At 63.6% G+C, this 24,130-nt stretch carries 18 protein-coding genes and 2 tRNA genes; 10 read left to right on the forward strand and 10 right to left on the reverse strand.

All coding sequences use genetic code 11. From position 1 onward, the window contains the following. Positions 1–35: 35 nt before the first annotated feature. Both ASC75_RS03985 and ASC75_RS03990 read right to left on the reverse strand, forming a co-directional pair. Positions 36–848, reverse strand: a complete 813-nt coding sequence (locus ASC75_RS03985) for a DsbA family protein (RefSeq protein ID WP_055970745.1) — start codon at positions 846–848, stop codon at positions 36–38. A gap of 53 nt (positions 849–901) precedes the next feature. Further along, the gene (locus ASC75_RS03990) at positions 902–2,305 is read right to left on the reverse strand and encodes a M48 family metalloprotease (RefSeq protein ID WP_055970958.1); all 1,404 of its coding nucleotides are present in this window, start codon (positions 2,303–2,305) and stop codon (positions 902–904) included. Positions 2,306–2,441: 136 nt separating this feature from the next. Between ASC75_RS03990 and ASC75_RS03995 the strand changes: the two genes are divergently transcribed. Next, entirely contained in the window at positions 2,442–3,590 is a 1,149-nt protein-coding gene (locus ASC75_RS03995) for an aminotransferase class I/II-fold pyridoxal phosphate-dependent enzyme (RefSeq protein ID WP_055970747.1), read from the forward strand. 223 nt (positions 3,591–3,813) lie between these two features. Here ASC75_RS03995 and ASC75_RS04000 read toward each other — a convergent pair whose 3' ends face one another. From ASC75_RS04000 to ASC75_RS04025, 6 genes are all read right to left on the reverse strand, one after another. Beyond that, positions 3,814–5,487, reverse strand: coding sequence for a S8 family serine peptidase (locus ASC75_RS04000; protein WP_055970960.1), 1,674 nt, complete (start codon positions 5,485–5,487; stop codon positions 3,814–3,816). An 11-nt stretch (positions 5,488–5,498) separates the two neighbouring features. Then, the gene (locus tag ASC75_RS04005) at positions 5,499–6,311 is read right to left on the reverse strand and encodes a phospholipid phosphatase (protein WP_244487754.1); all 813 of its coding nucleotides are present in this window, start codon (positions 6,309–6,311) and stop codon (positions 5,499–5,501) included. A 214-nt stretch (positions 6,312–6,525) separates the two neighbouring features. Further along, positions 6,526–8,310: a hypothetical protein gene (locus ASC75_RS04010; RefSeq protein ID WP_055970751.1), complete on the reverse strand. Its 1,785-nt coding sequence runs from the start codon at positions 8,308–8,310 to the stop codon at positions 6,526–6,528. A gap of 436 nt (positions 8,311–8,746) precedes the next feature. Further along, positions 8,747–8,887, reverse strand: coding sequence for a hypothetical protein (locus ASC75_RS04015; RefSeq protein ID WP_244487749.1), 141 nt, complete (start codon positions 8,885–8,887; stop codon positions 8,747–8,749). Between the two features lie 271 nt (positions 8,888–9,158). Next, positions 9,159–10,763 (reverse strand): amidohydrolase, encoded by a 1,605-nt coding sequence (locus ASC75_RS04020; protein ID WP_055970754.1) that lies wholly within the window; start codon positions 10,761–10,763, stop codon positions 9,159–9,161. 460 nt (positions 10,764–11,223) lie between these two features. Further along, positions 11,224–11,298, reverse strand: a tRNA-Asn gene (locus ASC75_RS04025). 198 nt (positions 11,299–11,496) lie between these two features. Between ASC75_RS04025 and ASC75_RS04030 the strand changes: the two genes are divergently transcribed. From ASC75_RS04030 to ASC75_RS04065, 8 genes are all read left to right on the forward strand, one after another. Next, positions 11,497–11,760 (forward strand): hypothetical protein, encoded by a 264-nt coding sequence (locus ASC75_RS04030; protein ID WP_055970755.1) that lies wholly within the window; start codon positions 11,497–11,499, stop codon positions 11,758–11,760. A gap of 147 nt (positions 11,761–11,907) precedes the next feature. Continuing rightward, a tRNA-Cys gene (locus ASC75_RS04035) sits at positions 11,908–11,981 on the forward strand. Between the two features lie 79 nt (positions 11,982–12,060). Then, positions 12,061–12,735, forward strand: a complete 675-nt coding sequence (locus tag ASC75_RS04040) for a protein-L-isoaspartate O-methyltransferase (protein WP_055970757.1) — start codon at positions 12,061–12,063, stop codon at positions 12,733–12,735. Between the two features lie 167 nt (positions 12,736–12,902). Beyond that, positions 12,903–14,285, forward strand: coding sequence for a TolC family outer membrane protein (locus ASC75_RS04045; protein WP_055970760.1), 1,383 nt, complete (start codon positions 12,903–12,905; stop codon positions 14,283–14,285). 224 nt (positions 14,286–14,509) lie between these two features. Further along, the gene (locus ASC75_RS04050) at positions 14,510–15,229 is read left to right on the forward strand and encodes a PopZ family protein (protein ID WP_082496385.1); all 720 of its coding nucleotides are present in this window, start codon (positions 14,510–14,512) and stop codon (positions 15,227–15,229) included. A gap of 143 nt (positions 15,230–15,372) precedes the next feature. Beyond that, the gene (locus ASC75_RS04055) at positions 15,373–18,156 is read left to right on the forward strand and encodes a valine--tRNA ligase (protein ID WP_055970764.1); all 2,784 of its coding nucleotides are present in this window, start codon (positions 15,373–15,375) and stop codon (positions 18,154–18,156) included. Between the two features lie 366 nt (positions 18,157–18,522). Continuing rightward, positions 18,523–19,650, forward strand: coding sequence for an outer membrane protein transport protein (locus tag ASC75_RS04060; protein ID WP_055970768.1), 1,128 nt, complete (start codon positions 18,523–18,525; stop codon positions 19,648–19,650). Positions 19,651–20,350: 700 nt separating this feature from the next. Continuing rightward, entirely contained in the window at positions 20,351–21,169 is an 819-nt protein-coding gene (locus tag ASC75_RS04065) for a tetratricopeptide repeat protein (RefSeq protein WP_055970771.1), read from the forward strand. Between the two features lie 98 nt (positions 21,170–21,267). Here ASC75_RS04065 and xth read toward each other — a convergent pair whose 3' ends face one another. Continuing rightward, positions 21,268–22,059: an exodeoxyribonuclease III gene (xth, locus tag ASC75_RS04070; RefSeq protein ID WP_055970772.1), complete on the reverse strand. Its 792-nt coding sequence runs from the start codon at positions 22,057–22,059 to the stop codon at positions 21,268–21,270. Positions 22,060–22,197: 138 nt separating this feature from the next. On the opposite strand from xth, the gene ASC75_RS04075 reads away from it, so the two are divergent. After that, positions 22,198–23,682 carry a nucleobase:cation symporter-2 family protein gene (locus ASC75_RS04075; RefSeq protein WP_055970775.1) on the forward strand — a complete coding sequence of 495 codons (1,485 nt, stop codon included), beginning with the start codon at positions 22,198–22,200 and terminating at the stop codon, positions 23,680–23,682. 69 nt (positions 23,683–23,751) lie between these two features. Here ASC75_RS04075 and ASC75_RS04080 read toward each other — a convergent pair whose 3' ends face one another. Then, positions 23,752–24,129 (reverse strand): VOC family protein, encoded by a 378-nt coding sequence (locus ASC75_RS04080; RefSeq protein WP_055970777.1) that lies wholly within the window; start codon positions 24,127–24,129, stop codon positions 23,752–23,754. Position 24,130: the final 1 nt, after the last annotated feature.

Below are 24,130 nucleotides of genomic sequence, written 5' to 3' on the forward strand. Positions count from 1 at the left end.
CGCTGTCCACAACGGCTCATGCCCAAATGACGGGCTCAGCAGGTTGAATCGGCCTGGCAAGCCGCGGCGGCGGCGATCTTCTCGGCCAGAACTTCCTGGCCGAGCGCGCCGAAGACGACCTCGTTGCCGACGACATAGGACGGCGTGCCGCTGATCTGCAGCTTGTTGGCGAGTTCGTAGGTGCGGTTTAAGGCCTCGCTGATGGCCGGATCCTTCATCGCTTCGCGCAGCTTGGCCTCGTCGGCGCCGAGCTCCAGCGCGACCTTGATGGCATGTTCCTCGCCGGCGCGGCCTTCGCCGCCGAGCAGCTTGTCGTGGAATTCGCCGTATTTTTCGGGCATCAGCTTGCGGAAGGCCATCGAAACGACGTGGGCCTTCTGGGAGTCCGGTCCGAGGATCGGGAACTCCTTGAGCACGAAGCGCAGGTCCGGATTGGCCTTGGTCAGCGCGTGCATGTCGGCCTGGGCGCGTTTGCAGTAGCCGCAATTGTAGTCGTAGAACTCGACGATGGTGGTCTTGCCGTCGGGGTTGCCGACGATGCCGTCGAATGGCGAGTTGAAGAGCTCGTCCTTACTCTGCTTGATGACCTCGAGGCTGGCGACGCGCTGCTCTTCCTTCTGCTTGGCTTCGAGCGCGCCCTGCATCTCGAGCAGCAGTTCGGGATTGTCGAGCAGGTATTCGCGAACGATCGTCTCGACCTGCTTCTTGTCGAGGTTGCCGGCTCCGGTTGCCGCCGGCTGCGCTGCGTCCTGGGCATGCGCGGTGCCGGGATTGCCGGCCAGGCCGAAAGCCAGCATGGCAAAGGCGACGGCGATGCCGGCCGTGCCGAGAAGAAGTGATTTTTTCATGGTCCCTGAGTCTCCAGCCGTTTCGGCTCTGTCGCCACCTGACGAAAGAAGGTTCACTTCTTTTTCTTGCTCGGCGCCTTGTAGTTGATGATGTCCTGGGCGCGAACCCAGCCTGGCGAGCCGCGCGGCATCTTCATCTGCGCGCGCATCGCAAAGATTTTGGCATCCTGGTAGGCACCGCTGTAGTAGTGTCCGTCGGCGGTGGCAAGGTCGGCGTCGGCGACATCGCCGAGCATGCCGTAGGCCTGGGCGAGGTAGCGATAGCCGGCGGCGTTCTCGCGGTCGCGGTCGAGGCCCTTGCGCACCTCGGCGACCGCCTTTTTCAAGGCCTCGGGCGTGCCAACGGCGAGATAGGCCTGGCCGAGCTGGATCGGCAGGATGCCCGATTTGGCCGGATCGAGCCGAACCGCGGTGGCATAGGATTCGGCTGCCGCCGCTGCCTTGTTCGACTTCATCAGGATGTCGCCGCGCAACTCGTGGAAATAGGCGTTCTTGGGCTGCGACTTGATCAGCGCGTCGGTCTTGCTGAGTGCCGAGCGCAGGTCGCCGAACAGATAAGTCGCCTGTGCGTCGCCATAGCGGGCGGCGAGGCCGCCGGCATTGTTGCGCAGCAGCCGAGAGGCGGCAGCCTGGCCCTGCGTGTAGACGGCGATCTTCACCCGCATCATGTCGTGGCGAAGTTGCAGCGCCTCGGAATCGGTCTTGCCGAAATTGGGGCTCTGCTGGGCCAGCGTTTCGAGATTGGCGATACGCTCGCGCGGCATCGGATGGCTGACCTGGTAGGGGTCGACCCGGGCGCCCGACAGCGACAACGCGCTCTGGAAGCGCTGGAAGGTCTTCAGCATGCCCTGCGCCGACTGGCCGGTGGCATTGAGATAGGTGATGGCCGAGCGGTCGGCGGTGGCTTCTTCCGAGCGCTGGTAGCCGAGCAGGCTGCGGCGGGCCATTTCCGAGCCGCCGGTCATGATGCCGGCGCCCGCGGCACCGAGGCCGTTGGTGTCGGACGCAGCCCCAGCGACCATAGCGCCAGCGCCGAGCAGGGCCGCCACGATCGCCATGGTCTGGGCGCGCGCCAACTGGTCGCGCAGGCGTTCCTGGTGGCCGCCGGCGATGTGGCCGGCCTCATGGGCGATGACGCCGATGATCTCGTTCGGCGTCTCGGCCGTCATCAGCGCGCCGGTGTTGATGAACATGCGCCGGCCGGCAACGAAGGCGTTGAAAGCCGGATCGTTGACGAGCACGATGCCGATGTTCGAATTGGCCAGGCCCGCGGCCTTGAGGATCGGCCGGGCGTAGTCGCGGACCAGCGCTTCGATCTCGGCGTCGCGGACGATGGGCACCCGCTGTGCATGCGCTGCGCCCGTCGAACCCAGCGCGACGCCAGCCGACAATGCAAACGCGGCAAAGGCGCGCGTTGATCTTGCGAGGAAGCGCGAAAGACTATTGTTGCTCTGCATGGCGGGAAACACTCGTAAACGAGCCGTCGGGCTGTGAAAAGGCTGGTCCAAGAAACTCATCAACTTGTGATCCCCATATCAATCAGGCATTTGTGCGGCGCATTGCCCCGACGACGGCAAGGGAAAGTGGACGAACATGGCGGTAGCGATTTCACGGCGCGGCGAGGTGGAGCCCTTCCACGCGATGGACATCCTGGCCGAGGCCAACAGGCTCAAGGCCTTGGGAACGCCCGTCATTTCTATGGCGGTCGGCCAGCCTTCCGATCCCGCCCCCCAGCGGGTGCGCGATGCGGCGGCAGCGGCGCTCAAGATCGGGCGCATAGGTTATACCGACGCGCTCGGCCTGGCCGAGCTGCGCCAGGCGATTTCGGCCCATTACACCGAACATTACCGCATCGAGGTGCCGGTTTCGCGAATCGCCGTCGCCACCGGATCGTCGGCAGCCTTTAATCTCGCCTTCCTCGCCATGTTCGATCCGGGCGACCGCGTGGCGATCGCCGCACCCGGCTATCCCGCCTACCGCAACATCATGGGCGCGCTAGGCCTCGACGTCGTCGAGATCGAGTTGGACGGGGCCGCCTATCTCCATGCCGAGCATCTGCGCGAGGCGCATCGCCAGCGGCCGCTGAAAGGCGTGCTGTTTGCGAGCCCTGCCAACCCGACCGGCGCCGTCGTGCCGCCGGGCGATCTCAAGGCGCTGGTCGACACGGCCCGCGAGCTCGGCATCGCGGTGATCTCGGACGAGATCTATCACCGGCTCGCCTATGGCGCGCCCGACGTCACCGCGCTCGCCTATGACGATGACGTCACCGTCATCAACTCGTTCTCGAAATTCTACTGCATGACCGGCTGGCGCATCGGCTGGATGGTGCTGCCGGAGCGGCTGGTGCGGCCGGTCGAGCGCATCGCGCAATCGCTCTACATCTCGGCCCCCGAGCTGTCGCAGGTCGCCGCCATCGAGGCCTTCAACGTCACTGACGAACTCGAGGTCATCAAGGCGCGCTACGCCTGGAACCGCGAGTTGCTGGCCAAGCGGCTGCCGGAACTGGGTTTCAGCTTCGCCGCACCGATGGACGGGGCATTCTACGCCTTCTGCGACGTCTCGCGCCTGACCAACGACAGCATGGAATTTGCCCGTCGGATGCTGGCCGAAGCGCACGTCGCGGCCACACCCGGCAGGGACTTCGATACGCTCGCCGGCCATCGCACCATGCGCTTTTCCTACGCCGGCAGCCATGACGACATGATCGAGGCGATGGATCGCATCGAACGCTGGCTGCGCTGAGCGCCTTTCTTTCAAATCCAACCGCCCCGTCGTCGAGCCGACGGGGCGGGGCAGGGGGCAAGGGGAGGATGATCTCGGCCCCTGATCGCCAGGATGCTACAACCCCCGCGGACAGCATCCTGACAAACTGTGAATCTGCGCACACGTCTGCCGCTGGCGGACAGGCTGCTCTCGCGCATCCGCCTCAGGTATTCGGTGTCTCTATGTCTTCTCCTGTAGCCTCCTAGGGGCCAAGCACTGCGGCGACCGCCTTGCCCGCATCGAGCAATCCGGCGCCGAAGAAGTAGCCCTTGCCCTTTGTTGGCTCGTTGTCGGCGTTCATCGGATCGGGCGTCAGCGGTGTCGTGCCCGGCTTGACGATGGCATTCTGGTCGCAGGCGGCGACCAGGATCGACTTCGATGACAGGCCATCGAGTTTTGCCGCCGGGCCCTGCTTGGCCTTGTTGGCGCGCGCCAGCAGGGCGGCCACCCCGGCGACAAGCGCGGCGGCACCCGACGTCCCGCCGAACGCCGTGTAGTAGCCGCCGCCAATGCCGGGGTTGTCGTGCGGCGGCAGGATCGATGAGTAGGGATCCGAGCCGCCGGCATAACCGAACGTGCCGGGCAGGTCGGTCGTCAGCAGCGAGAAATGGCTGTGCGGAATGACCTTGCCGGTGCCCGGATGGTAGAAGTGCTGCTCGACCATCGGGTCGGTGCGGTCCACCCGCAACTGGTGGCGTGTGTAGATCTCGAAATCGTCGGAAGGTGCGACCAGCGTCAGCTTCGTCCCGTAGTTGCTGTAGCCGGAGCGATAGCCGTTGGGCGTCACCGCGCCGACGGCGACGATGCCATTGTTGGCGGCGGCGAGGCTGGCCGGGTAGATGAGCTGGCTTTCACCGTCGTTTCCCGCCGCGCAGACGACCGGCACCTTGCGGCTGATCGCGACGATCAGCTTGGCGAGGATGTTCCAGGCCAGGTCGCGATTTGCCGTCTTGCCGACCGCATGGGGGCGGATCTCGCTGGCCGGCGGGGTTGCCTCCTCGAGCCGGGCAAACAGATCGGCCCGCTCCCAATTCTGGCGCTCATCGAGGTCTTGCGAGAGTTCGGGCTTGGGGTTCAGCGCGCCACGGTTCGGGTCGGGGAGGCCGCGCGGCAGCAGGATCACGTCGGCACCGCTGGCGAAGGCATAGAGGAAAGCCGTAATGAACTGGTCGGGCTGCTGTTCGAAGCCGGTGCGGATCGAGATCAGCCGCGAGAACGGATCGACGCCGAAATAGGGCAATGTATTGCGGTTCGGATTGGGCACGACGCTGCCGTCGTCACCGTTCAGCACGTCGGGAAGGACGATCGCCGGATCGGGAGCGACGGTGGCGGCCGGTTCGCCGACGGCCAGGCCGGCGACAGCCGTGCCGTGGCTGCCAAAGGTCTCGTCGCCCTCGATGAGGGTGTGGACGACGCCTTCCGATGCCGCCAGTTCGGCGATCAGGCTGTTGAAATAGCCCGTCTCGGGCCCGGTCAGGTTCAGCGCGCCCAGGCCGGCGGTCGAGAGACCGGCAAAGAATGCCGCCTTGACCTCGGGGTCATAGGGACTGGCGGCAGGCGCGGCCACATATTTGGCGCCATGTGGGTGGCTGACGAGGTCGATCGACTTGACCGTGTCGAGCCGGCTCTTGAGGTTCGGGTGGCTGCGGCTGACGCCGACGTCGATCAGTGCGATCGTCGCCGGCGTGTTGGCCGCCGGAAAGGCCTGCGCGATCGTATCCCAGACCGAGCCGTTGATGTCGGGCGATGAAAAATCGATGTCCCCGCCCGGGCTGAGCGGCCCGAAAGTCGCATCGATCACGCCGAGGGCGGCGAGGTGCCACAGATAGTAGTAGGACTGAGGTGCCTGGAAGGAGAATTGGTTGCCGTTTGCCATTTTCGTCTCCTTCAAAGCCATTCGCGCTGTGCGGCGAGATAGTTCGCCATGAAGGCGTCCCGGAGATAGGGCTGGAAACGCTGCGCCAGGGCGCGCCCGCCATTGGTGTCGCTGGGATAGTGGAGGCCCGCCCATTCGCGGTTCTCGGCGACCTTGCGGGCGATGCGCGACAACTCCTCCGTCGCCGGGTGCTCGGGCAGGATCGAGTTGAAGGCGAATGCGATCGTGTGGCACTGGAAAGAGTGGTTGCTGGGATAGGCCTGGTGCGCCGGATTGGGCAGCATCAGCCGCAGCCTGGGCTCGATCTGGTTGGGCCGGGTGCGGTTGAACTTGGCCTTGTAGATCAGCCCGACATATTCGCAGGCCGTCAGGATGGCCTGGAACAGGCCCTCGGTCTGATCGAAGCCGCTGATGCCGTCGATGCCCAGTGGCTTGGTGAAATCCGAGACGTCGAGGCTGGCCTCGCGCTCGATGTCCTCCTTGCGTCGGGAGCGTTCGCGGTCACGCGCCTGAAGTGACAGCATCACCGACGTTTCCAGCCGGGTGACGTCGGGCCCGGGTGGTAGCGGGATGTCGAGTTGTTCCCAGGTGAACTTGCGCGCCGCGGTAAATGCGTGCGGCGAGGGCGAAGTGTGGAGCCGCCGAAGCTCGAAGGCCGGGATGAGGCTGCTCTGTGAACCGCCTCCGGAGCCGGATTGCAGCGCGCTGCCCTTGTTCTTGTTCTTGTTTTTATTCTTGTTTTTGTTCTTGTTTTTGTTGAGCGATGCCTTGTTCTGCACGCCGGCGCTCAACACGGCGCCGGCCACGCTTGCGGCCATCACCATTTGCGGGCCTGCCGCCAGGGACTTCGTCTCCAAGGCAACCTGCGGCCGGTCGGAAGCCGCGCAAGGCACCACGTCGTCGCCGGCGATCTTGAAGCGGTATTGATCCAGGAAGTGCGATAAGCCGCCTTCATGCGGCGCAAAACTGTCGTTGCCAGCCACTTTATTCCCCATTGATTTTGATCGAACGTTGCGGCGCTCGGTGCGCCGGTCAGGCTTATTTCTTGACGCCGGCCTTGATGAGGCCCGAAATCAGGTTGGCGCCGCCTTCGGTACGCATGATCGGGTAGCGCGCATCGATCAGCGAACTGATCGAGAAATTGGGTTCGACCGTATTGAGCCGGTCGAGAAGCGAGCGTGCGGCGCGGATGTCGCCCAGCTGGGCGTGGCTCGCCACGAGATAGCGCAGCAGGGAATTGAAGTCCGGTCGTTCGCGCAGTGCCTGTTCGCCGGCTTCGATGGCCACGCGGTGATTGCCGGCGAGGGTGGCGTTGATCAGCCGCGAGGTGTCGAAATAATAGCGGTACGGACTGTAGGCGCCGAGGTGGCGCGCCCAGTTGGCAAGGCTCAAGCCCTTGTCCGGCTGCCCGGCATAGGCATGGAGCATCGAATACAGGTCCCAGCCCAGGACCTGGGTCGGGTTGGCCCGGATCGCCCGCTCGAACAGTCCCGATGCATAGTCGTATTCGCCGAACAGGAACGAATGGACGTGGCCGACCAGCGCCAGGGTGACCGAGTTGCCCGGGTCGAGTTCCAGCGCCTTGCGCGCGTATTGCTGTGCCTGCTCGGTCACATTGGCCGAATCGGAAAAACGCTGGCCGACCTGGAAGGTCATCAGGAAGGCGAGCCAGGCATAGGCCTGCGATGAGGGCCGCTGGGCGATGATGCGCCGGAGCGAGGCCTCCGACATCACGAGGTCGTTGCGCGACAGGCGGAACATGGCGTTGACGGCGGCAAACAGGCTTTCGCCTTCCGCGGCGTCGTCGGACTGTTCGGAGCGCGCGATGAAATAGCGCCGCAGCTCGTCCATGGCCTCGTTGATGAGCTGGTGCGAGGCCGATGTGTCGCCCGTCTCGATGGCGCGGCGTTCGAGTGTGGCACCGCCCATCCACAGCAGGCTGCGGTCGGCGGTGCGATGGACGCTGACGCTGATATGCGCCTGGTGGGCCGAAAACCGGTAGCCGACCTGGATGGCGAGGGCCACAGCGTCGAATTCGGCTCCGACCGGCGATGCAGCCGATAGATCCGGTCTAGAGAGGTCGCAGACGGCCAGTTCGCCGTCTTCCAGCAGCGAACGGACCAGCGATTCCGTGAACATGTCCGGCAGCGATGCCGCATTGAACGCATCGCCAGTGATGGACGGCGGCAGCAACGCGACGGACCAGCCGGTGAGGCTGCCGCGATGCGGCGACGTTCTGCGCTCCCCGCCGTCGGGCGAATCCGGGCCGGATCGACTTTTCTCGGCCGGGATGAAGCCGCTGGCACGGCGGTCCTTCGGGCTGAGGTCGCGTTGGCCGAGCGCGGTTTCGAGTCGGCCATGCCAGACCTGTCGCTCGAGCATCAGCCATTCCTCGAATTCGGGGTCGCCGATGTCGAGCCCTTCGAGCAGTTCCGGCCAGGTTTCGAGTTGCACGTCGTCAGGCGAGGACTGGCGTGCCGGGTCGAGAAGCTGCAAAGCGTCGACCGACACGCGGTTGAGGTCGAGCGAGATCGTGTGGTTGTCGGAAATGATGATTCGTTCGGCCATCGGGCCGAGCGACTTGCGCACGTCGACGAGGGCCTGCCTCAGGCTCGCCGCCGCCTGTTCTTCGCCGCGGTCGCTCCACAGCTTGTCGCGAAGCCAGATGCGCGAACGGGCGCCGCGGGGGGCGAGCGCCAGCATGGCGACCAAAGCACGGGATTTCTGGGCTTTCGGCGTGCACGAGATGCCGTCTGCGTCGGTGACGGCCAGCGTCCCGAACAGATAGATATGCCCCAGCGTACTGGCGTCGTCACCAGCCATCGTGCGGACCTTTGCGGCAGGCCGTTCCTTCCCGCGGCGAGGGTAGCACAACTCGACTCGCCTTGGGCGTGGATACCTTAGGTTGGAATCATACAACGACAACCCAGCCAGCGCGCCTATTTGTGTGCTTTCGCAACCGGACAAGACCTGTAGCATTCCAGCGTCCCTCACCAATGTTTGCCGGAGGCGATTCCAGCCTGTTTTGGGAAACGATAGAGGGGTGGGGTGATTGCGGCGTGAGCGAAACGTCAAAGCAGCCGAAAAACACGGGCCGTTCTTGGCTGAATCGCGGTGACGCACGCAGGCGCGGACGAGTGACCCGTCGGTTGAGTGACGTTCTTTAGGGGGGCAAGTGGGGCTGATGCCGGCAATCCGGAAACCCCACCGCGCGGCGAACGGTGATGCCCGAACGCCGCCAGGAAATCGGCCGTTTCCGTTACCTGCTGGCGCCGGCCCGCCGCGGCCCGGCAATCTCCCTGCCCAGCGCCAGCGCGTCCTGGAGGTCGGTGGTGTATTTCGCCGTGTCTTCGAGCCCGCCGAAATGGTTGAGGCGGATGGTCTCGCCGCGCTTGCTCATGACCACTCCGATGGAGCGAAGGGTCTCACGTACATCCGAAAAACGCATGGTCGCCTCTCCTTGGCCGGTGGTTGGTGAATATTAGCGACCGCTTGTAACAGCCCTGTGTTGCACGCAACGTGATGGATACGTGAAACGGGGCGTGAAAAGTTTCGCCGCCGAGCGTGAATTTGCCATGCGGGCAGGGGTTCCAGACAAATAACGGCCGCAGCGGTCAAGCGCCGCTGCAGCCGTGCGCCCCACCGCCAAGGCCGGTGGCGCCGTGCCGAGCCTACTTCTTTTCGAGGACCGGGAACTTGATTCCCAGCTGATCGAGATAGGTCGGGTACTTCGACGGGTCGTAGTAGAATTTCTGCATTTCCGGCCGGTAGGTCGCCATGATCTCCACGTTCTTCTGGATCTGCGGCTTGTCGTCCGCGCTCAGCATGGGCACGTATTTCTGGCCCTTCTGCTGCTCGTTCTGGAAGTAGTCGGTCGCCTTGGCCAGCAGTTCGGGGTTGGTCAGGAGGTCGATCGACGTCATGGCGACGACCTTCGACCCGGCGACCACGCCCTTGTGGGCGATCGGCGTCGCCATCGCCATGGCGTTCGACCAGTGATGGCCGGGCAGGCCGGGGATGTTCGACGGGTAGTTCACGGTGATCGTCGGCACGACCCACGAGATGTCGCCGATGTCGTCCGAGCCGCCGCTCTCCGGCTTCTCCAGCGGTGGTTGCAGTTCCTTGAGCTTGACCGCCAGGCCTTCCTCCTTGGCTTTCACGGTCTTCTGCACGGCCTTGGCGAAAGCCTGCTCGTCCTCGTTCCAGGTCGGCAGGCCGACCTTCTGGATGTTGGCGTAGGCGGCCTCGGCCATCGGCCTGTTGAAGTGACGCGGTGCCGCCGTGCCGACGATCTGGCGCGACACGGTGGTGCTGGACATCTTCGCCGCCGCTTCCGCGATCGTGTTGGCGGTGTCGAAGTTCTTGGAAATGTTGTCGAAGTCCTGTTCGCGGATGAAGTACCAGACCGTTGCCGCCGAAGGCACGACGTTGGGCTGGTCGCCGCCGTCGGGAATGACGTAGTGCGACCGCTGCTCGGGGCGCAGGTGCTCGCGCTTCATGTTCCAGGCGATGTTCATCAGTTCGACGCCGTCGAGCGCGCTGCGGCCACGCCACGGTGCACCGGCCGAATGGGCCGATTCGCCGCTGAAGGTGTATTCGACCGAAACCATGCCGGTGCCGTTGGGCTGGCCCCATGTGGTCTGCAGATTGTTGCCGACATGGGTGAACAGCACGGCGTCGACATCCTTGAATACCCCGTCGCGCACCATGTAGGCCTTGCCGGCCAGCAACTCCTCGGCGACCCCCGGCCACAGCATGATCGTGCCTGGGATCTTGTCCTTCTCCATGATGTCCTTGAGGGCGAGCGCCGCAACCACGTTCACCGCCTGGCCGGAATTATGGCCTTCGCCATGCCCGGGCGCACCGGCGATCATCGGGTCGTGATAGGCGACGCCCGGCTTTTGCGAGGTCTTGGGCAGGCCGTCGATGTCGCTGCCCAGCGCGATGACCGGTTCGCCCGATCCCCATTTGGCAACCCAGCCGGTAGGCAGGCCGGCGACGCCACGCTCGACGGTGAAGCCGCTCTCTTCGAGAATGTCGGTGATGTATTTCGAGGTTTCGACCTCCTGGAAGGCCAGTTCGCCGAAGCTGAAGATCGAATCCGTCATCTCCTGCGCCAGCTTGGCCCGCGATTCGATGCCCGCTATCGCACGGGTCTTGAGGTCCGTGACCTGCTCGGCAGTCATCGGCTTCTGTTCGTTCGCCAATGCATAGGTCGAGGTGGACGCCGCCAGGAAGGCAGCCAGGGCTATTCGTGAAATCCGCATCCGCTTCATGAAAATCTCCCATTGATCGACAACTCGCCTCAAGCCAAGGGCTGCAATCCGCAGGACTTGACGTTACGGCAGCTGGAATGATGGCGCCGGCTCGGGAGGGGCGGCAAGAATATTCTTCCACTCTGCGGAATTTAGGAAAATATGTGCCCTGAATCGCTGGTATTGGGACGGAATACCTGTCGATTACCTAATATATGTGTCGAAAACAGACTGCCGCGGCGGTACCTGCTCAACTCAAGGTCAACGATTGGCCCAATCGGCAAATCTTCTGGACTACTAAGGAGCGAGGGCCTTGAGCCGGAAGAACTTCGGCATCGACGGTGCATTGCATGGGGAACCAGCGTTGGCGCTCGCCGCCGGCAACCGTATTGCCAATTTGTGATCCACTGCGCTGCAGTTACAGCGACGATCCAGCGGCACGTTTGCGCCCTGATGTAAAAACTGCACTTTGTGGAAAAAGTGGCTCCCCGGGCCGGATTCGAACCAGCGACCAACCGGTTAACAGCCGGTTGCTCTACCACTGAGCTACCGGGGAACAGGGCTCATGTGAACGAGGCGGCGTATAGCAAACGGTTTTGCGATTTGCAAAGCGCTAATCGAACTTTTTGCGAGTTTTTCCCAGATGCCTTTCTGGTAATCACCCCCGGGCAGCCTCATATCTCGGCTTCGCCCGCACTTTTGCCGGCTTGGCGCGGCATTCGGGCGCAGACCGATGACCATTCAAGCGGGAACGATGACCGAGAAGAAGCCCCATCAGCCGCCGAGGCGCAAGATTTCGATCCTGGGGCGCGAGTTCCGCATGCCGCAATCGCGGGGTGTCCGCATCGGACTTGGCATCGCCCTTTGCTTCCTGGGCCTGCTCGGATTCCTGCCGGTGCTCGGTTTCTGGATGATTCCGCTCGGCCTGCTGATTCTCTCTCACGAGTTCCACGTCGTGCGGCGCGTGCGCCGCCGGCTGATCGTCTGGTGGGAGCGGCGCCGGCGTCCGGCTGAATGAGGCAGATGGAGGCGGCAGGCGCGTCCTGGCTGCCCAACGGCATCGATCGAGGGCGCCTTCTCCAAAACCGATGGGGAAACAAGCTTCCCCGCTTGACGCCGGAATCCTGGCAACCTATTGGAGCCGTGTAGACGCCCGAAGCGGCGAGGCCTCGTGGCGGAGTGGTTACGCAGAGGACTGCAAATCCTTGCACCCCGGTTCGATTCCGGGCGAGGCCTCCAGCTTCCTCGGCAACCGCCGCCGAGGACCGAATTCGGGCACAGTTTTGCGCGTCATGCGCCGAAGGCGGGCCTGTTGAATATGAACGCTGATTTTTCCGAACGTCGCGTGAAGATGGTGGACGGCCAGGTCCGCACTACCGACGTGACCGACGCTGCCATCCTGTCCGCCATGCTTTCGGTGCCGCGCGAGGCATTCGTCGACAGCGCCCAGCGCGAACTTGCCTATATCGATGAGGATCTGCGCTATGGCGCGACCGCCGACAGCGACCAGCCGCGCTACCTGATGGAGCCGTCGCCTTTCGCCAAGCTCGCGCAACTGGCCGAGATCGGCCCGCGCGACTTCGTGCTCGATGTCGGCAGCGGCACCGGCTATTCCTCGGCGGTGCTGTCGCAACTCGCAAGCTCGGTGATCGCGCTCGAAAGCGATCCGACGCTCGCGGCAACCGCCACCTCGACGCTTTCCTCGCTCGGCTGCGACAACGTGGTGGTGGTTTCCGGACCGCTTGCCGCAGGCTATGCCTCGCAGGCCCCCTACGACGTTATTTTCGTCGGCGGCAGCGTCGAGCAGGTGCCTGATGCGCTGCTTGCCCAGCTCAAGGAGGGCGGTCGCCTGGTCGCCGTCGAAGGGCGCGGAAACGCCGGCGTGGCCAGCGTTTTCCTCAAGACAGGCGGCAATGTGACGGCCCGCCGGGCCTTCAATGCGGCAGTTAAGCCACTACCTGGCTTCAATCGCACACGCGAATTTGAGTTCTGACCGCCTTTTTCTTGCGGTGCGCAACGCGTCGTGATGTTCTAAGAACCGGACGAGGGTGATTTGATTCTGGACTGTTTTGGTCTGGAATCAGCGCTTTAGGCCGGATCCGGCGAGGGGCATTATGGCTGCCTTAGGGCAGTTCGCCGCAGAATGAATGAGGGACGCGCGTGTCGTTTTTCCGTAAAAGTGTGTTTGCTGTAGCCTTGGTGTCCGCAACGGCCCTGTCGCCGCTGTCTGCCTCCGCCGAAACGATCCTCGGAGCTTTGGCAAAGGCCTATCAGAACAACTCCCAGCTCAATTCGGCCCGCGCCGGCGTGCGCGTCACCGATGAAAACGTCGCGATCGCCAAGTCAGGCTGGCGGCCGACCATCAATGGTTCCGCCAGCATCGACTATTCGACGACGCGGCGGAATTCCTCGACCAGCCATCTCACGACCGGCTCGTTCGGCGTCGAGATTCGCCAGTCGCTGTTCGACGGCTTCCAGACCAAGAACAACGTCGCCGCTGCGGAAGCACGTGTGCGCGCCTCCAACGAGAGCCTGCGCAACACCGAGCAGAACATCCTGTTCAATGCCGCAAGCGCCTACATGGACGTGATCCGCGACCGCCAGGTGGCGGCGCTGACCGAGCGCAACCTGCAGTTCCTGAGCGAGCAGGTGCGGGCCGCGCGTTCGCGCTTCGATGTCGGCGAGGGCACCCGCACCGACGTCGCCCAGGCCGATGCATCGCGCTCCGCGGCACTCGCCCAGCTTAGTGCTGCCCGCGCCCAGGCACTGTCGAGCGCTGCCATCTATCGCCAGATCGTCGGCGACGAGCCGAAGAACCTGAAGGCGGCATCGCCGCTCGCCAAGCTTCTGCCCAGGAGCCTGGACGGCGCGGCCTCCATGGCCGCCGATCAGCACCCGGCGATCCTTGCCACCGAACATCTTGTCGATGCCGCGGGCTTCTCGGTGAAGTCGGCGGAAGGCGCATTGCTGCCGCAACTGTCGGCCTCGGCCGGTGTTTCGCAGATCAATCGCAACAATGCGCCTGACATCGGCGGCTCTCCCGATGGCTGGTCGACGTCGGCCAATATCGGCGCGACGCTGACCGTGCCGATCTATCAGGGCGGCCGGGCCTCGGCGACCGTGCGTCAGTCCAAGGAATCGCTTGGCCAGGCCCGCATCGAAGTCGATGTCAGCCGTGACCAGGTGCGTGCGGCGGTGACTTCCGCCTGGACGCAGTACACTGCGGCCCGCGAGGCCGTTGCAGCCAATCGCGAAGTGATCTCGGCTGCACAGCTCGCGCTCAGCGGCGTCGTCGAGGAACGCAACGTCGGCCAGCGCACCACGCTCGACGTGCTGAACGCCCAGAAGGATGTCATCGACGCCCAGATCAACCTGGCGACCGCCGAGCGCGATGTGGTGGTTGCGAGCTATGCCATCCTGTCGGCCGCGGGCAACCTGTCGGTCGAGCGTCTCGGGCTGAATGTCACCAAGTACCGGCCGGAAGAGCACTTCAACGCCGTCAAGGACAAGTGGATCGGACTGCGGACGCCGGACGGCCGCTGACCTCCAGCGCACCGGGTGCGGAAATTGAAACGGGCGTCTGCTTTAGCGAGCGGACGCCCGTTCTCGTTGGCGGCCACGGATTGCGCGGTAATCTGTTGAAATCGCCGGGGCTGTCCGATTGGGGATTCTCGAAGGGGAATCAGTCGGCTACGCTAAGGTCCTGATTCGAAGCCCGTTTCGACGGGCGGGTTTTGTAACCTGTCACAAAGGCGGCGGATGTGACGATGGCCCAGGCTAGCAGCGCTCAGCGCGAACCCTCGATGGAAGAGATACTCGCTTCCATCCGCAGGATCATCGAGGACAACGACACCGGACGACGTCCGGCGGTCGACTTCGAGCAGATGCGCCCCGAGCCGGAAGACGATCGCGGCGACCGCAACATCATCGAGGTCGAGGCGTTCAGGGCCGATCTGCAGGCCAAGCCGGCGACGGTTCGCCCCGCCGAACCCGCGCAGGCGCCGACGGTGGCCGAAGCCAAGGCACCCGAGCCCAGCGCCGTGACGTGGCCGTCGGCCGAGCAGAAGCCGGCCATCGCCGAAACGAATGTCGAAAATGCCCCTGCGTTGCCGCGCACGACGGCGAGCTGGGCACCAAAGTCCACCCTTGCGGTAGAGCAGATGGAGCGCCTGGCCGGCCCGGCGCGGGAGGTCGAGGCTCCGGCGGCGGCGACGGTCGAGCCTGTTGCCTCGCCGATCGAACAGGCAGCTGCCGAGGAGCCGTTTGCGGTGAAGCCCGCGATCATTTCCGAACAGGCCGGCCGCCAGGTGTCGGCCGCCTTCGGCGAGCTCAACGACGCCTACGCGGCGCGCAGCCGCAAGTCGTTCGACGACATTGCTGCCGAAATGATGCGGCCGATGCTGCAGGATTGGCTCGACAACAACCTGCCGACGCTGGTCGAGCGGCTGGTACGCGAAGAGATCGAGCGCGTGGCCCGCGGCGTTTAGCGATTTCGGCCTTGCCGACATGAAAGCGCCGCCTTCGGGCGGCGTTTTCGTTCCCGGTTGCGGCAGGCCGTGCTGTTGACTTGCCCGCACCCATCCGATTTACACCGGACCAGCAAAATCCGGACCAAACGGAACCAATTCCGATGCTTGAGAAGACCTACGACGCCAAGACCGTCGAACCCAAGATTGCCAAGGCCTGGGAAGACGCCGATGCCTTCAAGGCCGGCGCGGGGGCTGCCGAGGGCGCGGAGCCGTTCACCATCGTGATCCCGCCGCCCAACGTCACCGGCTCGCTGCATATGGGCCACGCGCTGAACAACACGCTGCAGGACATCCTCGTCCGCTTCGAGCGCATGCGCGGCAAGAACGTGCTCTGGCAGCCGGGCATGGACCATGCCGGCATCGCTACCCAGATGGTGGTCGAGCGCAAGCTGATGGAAAAGCAGATCCATCGCCGCGACCTGACCCGCGAGCAGTTCGTCGACAAGGTCTGGGAGTGGAAGGACGAATCCGGCGGCATGATCTTCAACCAGCTGAAGCGGCTGGGTGCCTCCTGCGACTGGTCGCGCGAGCGGTTCACCATGGACGAAGGCCTGTCAAAGGCTGTCATCGAGGTCTTCGTCACGCTGCACAAGCAGGGCCTGATCTACAAGGACAAGCGCCTTGTGAACTGGGACCCCAAATTGCTGACGGCGATCTCCGATCTCGAGGTCGAGCAGCACGAGGTCAACGGCAGCCTCTGGCACTTCCGTTATCCGGTCGAGGGCGAGGTCTACGACCCCGAAAACCCTGCGACCTATATAACCGTCGCCACGACCCGGCCCGAGACGATGCTGGGCGACACCGCGGTTGCCGTGCACCCCGACGACAAGCGGTATGCGGCGCTCGTCGGCAGGAACGTCGTGCTGCCGATCGTCGGCCGCAAGATTCCCGTCGTCGCCGATGAATATTCCGACCCGGAAAAGGGGTCGGGCGCGGTCAAGATCACGCCGGCGCACGACTTCAACGACTTCGAGGTTGGCAAGCGCCGCAATCTGCCGGCGATCAACATCCTCACCGTCGAGGCAAACATCAACATCGCCGACAACGAGGAATTCCTCGAAGGTGTCGAGCGCAGCGACATGCGCGACGGTGTCTGGGCGAAGCTTCACGGCCTCGACCGCTTCGCCGCGCGCAAACTGGTCGTCCAGATCATGGAAGAGGGCGGTTTCCTCGACAAGATCGAGCCGCATAAGCACATGGTGCCGCATGGCGATCGTGGCGGCGTGCCGATCGAGCCATATCTGACCGACCAGTGGTGGGTCAATGCCGCCGAAATGGCCAAGCCCGCCATCCGCAGCGTGCGCGAGGGCCGCACCAACTTCGTGCCCAAGAACTGGGAAAAGACCTATTTCGACTGGATGGAGAACATCCAGCCCTGGTGCGTGTCGCGCCAGCTGTGGTGGGGTCACCAGATCCCGGCCTGGTACGGTCCGGACGGCCACGTCTTCGTCGAACGCACCGAGGAAGAGGCCCTCGACGCGGCCATCCAGCATTATCTCGCCCTCGACGGGCCGTGGAAGGCCTGGGTCGAGGAGCAGCTCGAGAATTTCGAGCCCGGCAAGATCCTGACCCGCGACGAGGACGTGCTCGACACCTGGTTCTCGTCGGCGTTGTGGCCGTTTTCGACGCTCGGCTGGCCCGACAAGACGCCCGAACTCGACACCTACTACCAGACCGACGTTCTGGTGACCGGCTTCGACATCATCTTCTTCTGGGTCGCCCGGATGATGATGATGGGCCTGCATTTCATGGACGAAGAGCCGTTCCACACGGTCTATGTCCATGCGCTGGTCCGCGACAAGAGCGGCCAGAAGATGTCGAAGTCGAAGGGCAACGTCATCGATCCAATCGAACTGGTCGACGAATACGGCGCCGATGCCTTGCGCTTCACGTTGGCGATCATGGCAGCCCAGGGCCGCGACGTGAAGCTCGACCCGGCGCGCATCGCCGGCTACCGCAACTTCGGCACCAAGCTCTGGAACGCCACGCGCTTTGCCGAGATGAACGGGGTCAAGCGCAACGACGAGTTCTGGCTCAACGATGCCAAGCTCACCGTCAACCGCTGGATCCTGACCGAACTCACCCGCGCCACGCGCGAGGTGACGGCTTCGATCACCAGCTACCGCTTCAACGAGGCGGCCGGTGCTGCCTACCGCTTCGTCTGGAACACCTTCTGCGACTGGTACCTGGAACTGCTGAAGCCGATCTTCATGGGCGAGGACGAGGCAGCCAAGGCCGAAAGCCAGGCCGTGGCGGCGTTCGTGCTCGACGAGATCTACAAGCTGCTGCATCCGATGATGCCGTTCATGACCGAGGAGTTGTGGGCGCATACCGCGGGCGAGGGCAAGGAGCGTTCGTCGCTGCTCTGCCATGCGGCCTGGCCGGCGCCCGATTTCGAGGATGCGGCGGCCGCAGCCGAGATCAACTGGCTGGTCGACCTGGTCAGCGGCATCCGCTCGGTGCGCTCGGAGATGAACGTGCCGCCGGCGGCAATCGCGCCCCTGGTCTTCGTCGGCGCCAATGACGAGACGCTGGAGCGCCTCAAGCGCCACCAGTCGGCGATCGCGCGCCTGGCCCGTGTCGGCGAGATCACGCACGAGGCAGCAGCGCCCAAGGGCGCCGCCCAGATCGTCGCCGGTGAGGCGACAGCATGCCTGCCGCTTGGCAGCCTGATCGACCTGACCGCTGAAGCCGCGCGCCTGCAGAAGGAATTGGCCAAGACGACGGAGGAGATCGCCCGGCTGCACAAGAAGCTGTCGAACGAAAAATTCGTCGCTTCCGCGCCCGAGGAGATTGTCGCCGCCGAGCGCGAAAAGCTCGACGACTATCGCCAGACGCAGGAAAAGCTCGACACCGCGCTGTCGCGGGTTCGCGACGCCGGCTGACGATTCGAGGTCGAAATCCTGCCGCGGAATGACGCTGCGGCAGGACCGTCTTTTGCTACCGGAATGGCCATGCCGCAGCGTAAATTGTGGTCAATGTAACCATTTCGCGCCTGATTGTTGCCATAATGTAACAAGGCGCTGATATACCCCCAAAAATGCCGATTTCCGGGCAAGCTTCTCCGGAATTTCCTGGAAATCTTTCCGTCGGCATAGCGAATCCACCAGAATTGACGTTTGCGTAAGAGGAAGGTTGGCGGCAACGGCCGAGCCTGGCTCCGGCGCTGCGGCGTTTGCAAAAAATCAATGTTGCGTGATCAGAATGAAATCGGTCAATTCTCATCGCGAGCATTCGGGAGAGGACACAAAATGAACATTTCGCGTCTTAAAGCGCTGCTGGGGGCAACTGCGCTGACGATCATTGCGGCAGGCGCAGCCCAGGCTGGCGGCTTCAGCCGTGGCACGGCCGATACGGATATTCTGTACGAAGAAGGCAATTTCAACCTGCGTACGGGCGTGACGATCGTGAGCCCGACCCGGAAGTTTACGGTAAATCCACAGGCTGCGCTTGTCGGTGTCGACTATGCCGATACATACGCTATTCCTTCGGCTGCTGTGAAGTTCAAGATATTTGATGACCTGAGTTGCGCAGGCACATTCACGCAGTCGTTCGGCGGTGACGCGACTTGGCCAATCCCGAGCGGGACCATTGGCAAGCTCGATGAGGACTTCAGCGTCAATGAATATGGCGCAACCTGCGGTTATAAGGTCGACCTTGGCAAGGGACGGCTCTGGGTGTTGGGCGGTGTATTCGTAGAGAGCGTCAAGTACGACCTCGTTGCAGTCGGTGGAGCCCTCGATGGCACGCTTCGCGACACAGGCATTGGTTGGCGTGCCGGTGTGGGATACGACATCCCCGAGATAGCCCTGCGTGGTCAGCTTATGTACCGTTCTGGCTTCTCTGTGGATGCTAGTGGTTCGGCGCGTCTTACGCCTCCAATCCCCGGCATTCCCTTCCCACTGACGAGGGATGCTGTGGGTACGGCTGAGTTGCCCCAGAGCGTCGAATTGAAACTGCAGACTGGTGTGGCTCCTGGCTGGCTTGTCTACGGCAACGTTAAGTGGACGGACTGGTCTGTTACCGAGGAACTTATCCTTCAAATTCCAGGTACAGCACTTACAAGCAGGAACCAGTATTTCTGGAGAGATGGTTGGACCGTCACCGCGGGCGTCGGACATGCATTCACTGACCAGATTTCAGGTACAGTCTTCGCCACATGGGACCGGGGGGTCGGCACTGGCTGGGATTTGACCGCAGAAACGTACACGATTGGCTCAGGTGTCTCGATGAAGGATAAGCTTGGCGGCGAGCTCCGCCTTGGAGTGGCTGCTATCCATATGGGCGAGGCTTCCGAGACGCAGTATGGCCCGGCCAACCGTACGGTAGGCGCGGACTGGGGATTTGCCGTTTCGGCCAACTACGGGGTCAAGTGGTAACCACCACCTTCTAACCCCCATCAAAAGCCGGGCCCTGCGCTCGGCTTTTTTGTTGCCGGCGTCCGTTTGCGTTTCGGAAACCATGGCGCGGCAAGTCGGCAACAGTTGTGACGATTCAGCAACACTTTTGCCTCAAGCTTTCGGCTAAGAAACCAAGCGGGGCAATTGCCTATTTCCCGCCATAAACCCGGCGCACCCCGGATAGGTCTTCGGACCCGGGATGCCCGCGACGGGACATCGGACGATACGTGCAAGGGGCCGCAATGCTGCGGCAGGAATAGGAATGAACGCCAAGGCGATCTTCAGGGCCAAGCTGCCGAGCCGTCATACGACGGCAGCCTCGGCGCATGCGCCTGCCTGTTCTTTGCCCGTGAGGTTTCGCGCCGCGCGCGGAAGTAGTCTTGATGTCGTCGGCGCCCGGTCGATGCCTTTGCGCGACCGCGGTTGCTTGCCTGAAGTTGGCCGTACTTTGGTCGAAAACAGCGCGCATCTTGACGCCATAGATGTTCAGGACATGGCGCGTCCGGCCGAGCGGATCGGCATGGCGCAGCCTGGTGTCGAACTCGCGGAGAGGGCGAAAGAGTGGAAGCCGTGCCCGGCCGGACATCGGTCGGGGACGATCTGGAATTGTGCCGGAACCGCCCCGTCGGGCGGCGACGGCACGGTCACCCACCGAGGTGGGCGGAAGAAACACACTGCTATGCGCATATCTGAGTTGGTAAGAGCATCAGCCTATTCGGCGCTTGTCGCGGCCTCCCTGCTGGGCGCCGCCGGCGAGGCGCGGGCGTTCGACGACAAGGTCTTCGACGACAAGACCGGCGTGAAGCCGGAGTCGAGCCCGTGGGCGGTGTTCCAGTTCGGTTTCTCCGCCTACAAGAGCGGCCACAAGGACCAGGCTGTCGAAGCCTATCGCTACGCTGCCGAAAACGGCCAGATCGGCGCCACCTGGAAGCTCGCCCGCATGTATGCCGAAGGCGATGGCGTGGCCCAGAACGACTACGAAGCCTTCAAGTTCTTCTCAGAGATCGCCGAGCAGGACGTCGAGCCTGGCTCGCCCGAGGAGAGTTATGTTTCCGACGCTCTGGTGGCGCTCGGCGGCTACATGAAGCATGGCATCCCTGGCAGCCCGGTCTCGGCCAATCCGGTCGCGGCGCAGGAATACTACATGCGCGCCGCCGCCAACTACCGCAACCCCAATGCCCAGTTCGAAATGGGCAAGATGTTCCTCAAGGGCGACGGCGGCGTGAAGGCCAGCGTCAGGCAGGCCGGCCGCTGGCTGCAGCTTGCCGCCGAAAAGGGCCATGCCGGCGCCCAGGCGACCCTTGGCAATTTGCTGTTCGAGAGCGGCAAGGTGGTTCGCGGCCTCGCCATGATGACCGCGGCCCTCGAACGCGCCCAGCCGGCTGACCAGCCCTGGATCCGGGGAATGCAGGAAGAGGCGTTCGCGCTCGCCGACGAATCCGACCGCCGCACCGCGATTTCGCTGGCCGAAGACATCCTGACCAAGGGCAACCAGTAGGCTTCGGCCGGCAGCGAGCGCCGGGAAGGCCACGCGCTCGTCTTTTGGCGCTGAACTGCCTCCCGCCGCCAATACCCCGCCAGCTCTGGCGGCTTGCCTCAGGCGGCTGCGAGAGCGAGGTCTATCGCCACCGGCACGTGGTCTGACGGCTTTTCCCACGCCCGCACATGCTTTTCGATCGACGCCGAAGTGAAGCGGTTGGCTGCTTCCGGCGACAACAGCAGGTGGTCGATGCGGATGCCGTTGTTTTTCTGCCAGGCGCCGGCCTGGTAATCCCAGAATGTATAGACGTCGCGCTGGTCGGTGACCGAGCGTACCGCCTCGGTGAAGCCGAGGTTTTCGAGCCGCCGGAAGGCCTGTCTGGTCTCCGGCTGGAACAGCGCGTCGCCAAGCCACAGCTCGATGTTGCGGGCGTCGATCGCCTCGGGAATGACGTTGTAGTCGCCGGCAAGCACCAGCGCTTCTTCGAGCGCCAGCCGCTCGGCGGCCCAGCGTTCCAGCCTGGCCATCCATGACAGCTTGTAGGGGAATTTCTCGGTGCCGACCGGGTTGCCGTTGGGCAGGTAGAGCGAAACCACGCGCAAGACGCCGTTGTCGGTCGAGAACACGCCCTCGATGAAGCGTGCCTGCTCGTCGGAATCATCGCCGGGCAGGCCGCGATTGACCTCGTCGAACGGCAGTTTCGAAAGTATAGCGACGCCGTTGAAGCCTTTTTGGCCGTGCGTTTCGACGTTATAGCCAAGCGCCTCGATCTCGAAACGGGGAAATCCTTCGTCGACAGTCTTTATTTCCTGAAGGCAAACAATGTCGGGCGCGCTTTCCTTGAGCCAGTGCATCAGGTTGTCGATGCGGGCTCTGACGCCGTTGATATTCCAGGTCACGATCTTCATGAATTTCACGCGATTATTTCAAATAATTCTTGATAGCCTGAAAGGCCGTTCCAGACGATCCTGCACCATCCCTAGGGAGAAGGGAACCGGTCCTCTTCGGCATTCTTCGGACCGGCTGGCAAAAGGGGAACAAATGCCATGTCCAACAGTACTCATCCTGTGGACGAGGTGCTACCGGCGCCTCGTCTGGCCGCGCTCGGCATCCAGCACGTGCTGGTCATGTATGCCGGCGCGATCGCCGTGCCGCTCATCATCGGACGCGCGCTCAAGCTCGACCCGGAACAGGTCGCTTTCCTGATCTCGGCCGATCTGTTCGTCTGCGGCGTCGTCACCATCATCCAGTCGTTTGGCGCTACCCAGTGGTTCGGCATCAAGCTGCCGGTCATGATGGGCGTCACCTTCGCCGCCGTCGGCCCGATGGTCGCCATGGCCAACGCCAACCAGGGGCCGGATGGCGCACGCATGATCTTTGGCGCGATCATCGGCGCCGGCATCGTGGCGCTGCTGATCGCGCCGCTTGTCAGCCGCATGCTGCGGTTCTTTCCGCCCGTCGTCACCGGCACCATCATCGTGGTCATCGGCGCCTCGCTGATGCGCATCGGCATCAACTGGATCTTCGGCAATCCGTTCGGTCCAACCGCGCCGAAGCTGGTTTCGCCCGAACACGCCGAATGGCTGAAGACGGTGACCGAGATGGCCGCCGCCACCGGCTCGACAATCCCGCCGCTGCCCGAAAAGCTGGGACTTGCGGCGTCTGTGTCCAACCCCGCTTATGCGCCGCTGACCAATATCGGCATCTCGGCGGTGGTGCTGGTGTCGATCCTGGCGATCGCCAGGTTCGGCAAGGGCTTCGTGGCCAACATCGCCGTGCTGCTCGGCATCGTCATCGGCGGTGTGCTTACCGCCTCGCTCGGAATGATGCATTTCGACAAGGTGGCGTCCGCCGGCTGGTTCGAACTGGTCACGCCGCTGCGCTTCGGCATGCCGATCTTCGAGCCGATCCTGATCATCACCATGGTTCTGGTGATGATCGTGGTGATGATCGAATCGACCGGCATGTTCCTGGCGCTTGGCGACATGACCGGCAAGAAGGTGACCCAGCCGATGCTTTCGGCCGGCCTGCGCACCGACGGTCTCGGCACCATCATCGGCGGCCTGTTCAACACCTTCCCCTACACCAGCTTCTCGCAGAATGTCGGTCTCGTCGGCGTCACCGGCGTCAAGAGCCGCTTCGTCTGCGTAGCCGGCGGCGTGATCCTGATCATCCTCGGCCTGGTGCCCAAGATGGGCGCGCTGGTCGAGGCGCTGCCGACCTTCGTGCTCGGCGGTGCAGGGCTGGTGATGTTCGGCATGGTGGCGGCGACAGGTATCCGCATTCTCGCCAATGTCGACTTCAAGACCAACCGCAACAACCTGTTCGTGGTTGCGGTGTCGATCGGCTTCGGCATGATCCCGCTGGTGGCGCCCGACTTCAAGATGTGGATGCCGCACAACCTTCACCCGCTGATCGAATCGGGCATCCTGCTCGCCTCGGTTTCGGCGGTGGTGCTGAACGCCTTCTTCAACGGCACCAAGGAAAATGAAGCCGAGGTACGCGAGGCTGCCATGGCCTCGGAAGCCTGATGCTTCGGATGACGACAACAGGCGAGGGCCCCGCAAGGGGCCCTTTGCTTTTTGACAGGTTTCGGAATCTTATTTGCGCTCGACGAGGCCGATCGTGTTGCCGGCCGGATCCTTGAGGAACGCCATCCACTCGCTTTCGCCGGCCGGGCCGAACTCGCCCTCGGCGTCGCGATGGACCAGCGTCGGCGCCGTGGTGAAGGCGACGCCCTTGTCGGATGCGATCTCGTAGAAGGAATCGAGGTCGGCGATGTCGAGATAGACGGTCGCCTGCGGCACGCCACCGGTGAAGAACAGCCTGACGTTGCCGGCGATGATGAAGGCGATGCCGGGCGGGTCGTAGCGGGCGTGCACCGGCAGGCCGAGCACGTCGAGCCAGAAGCCCAGCGTGTCATCGATGTCGCGACCGGCGGAGAGCGCAACCTGGCGGAGCGCTCCGACCCGGCGCATG

Origin of the sequence: Aminobacter sp. DSM 101952 (genome assembly GCF_001424795.1) — a bacterium.
GTDB classification, from domain to species: domain Bacteria; phylum Pseudomonadota; class Alphaproteobacteria; order Rhizobiales; family Rhizobiaceae; genus Aminobacter; species Aminobacter aganoensis.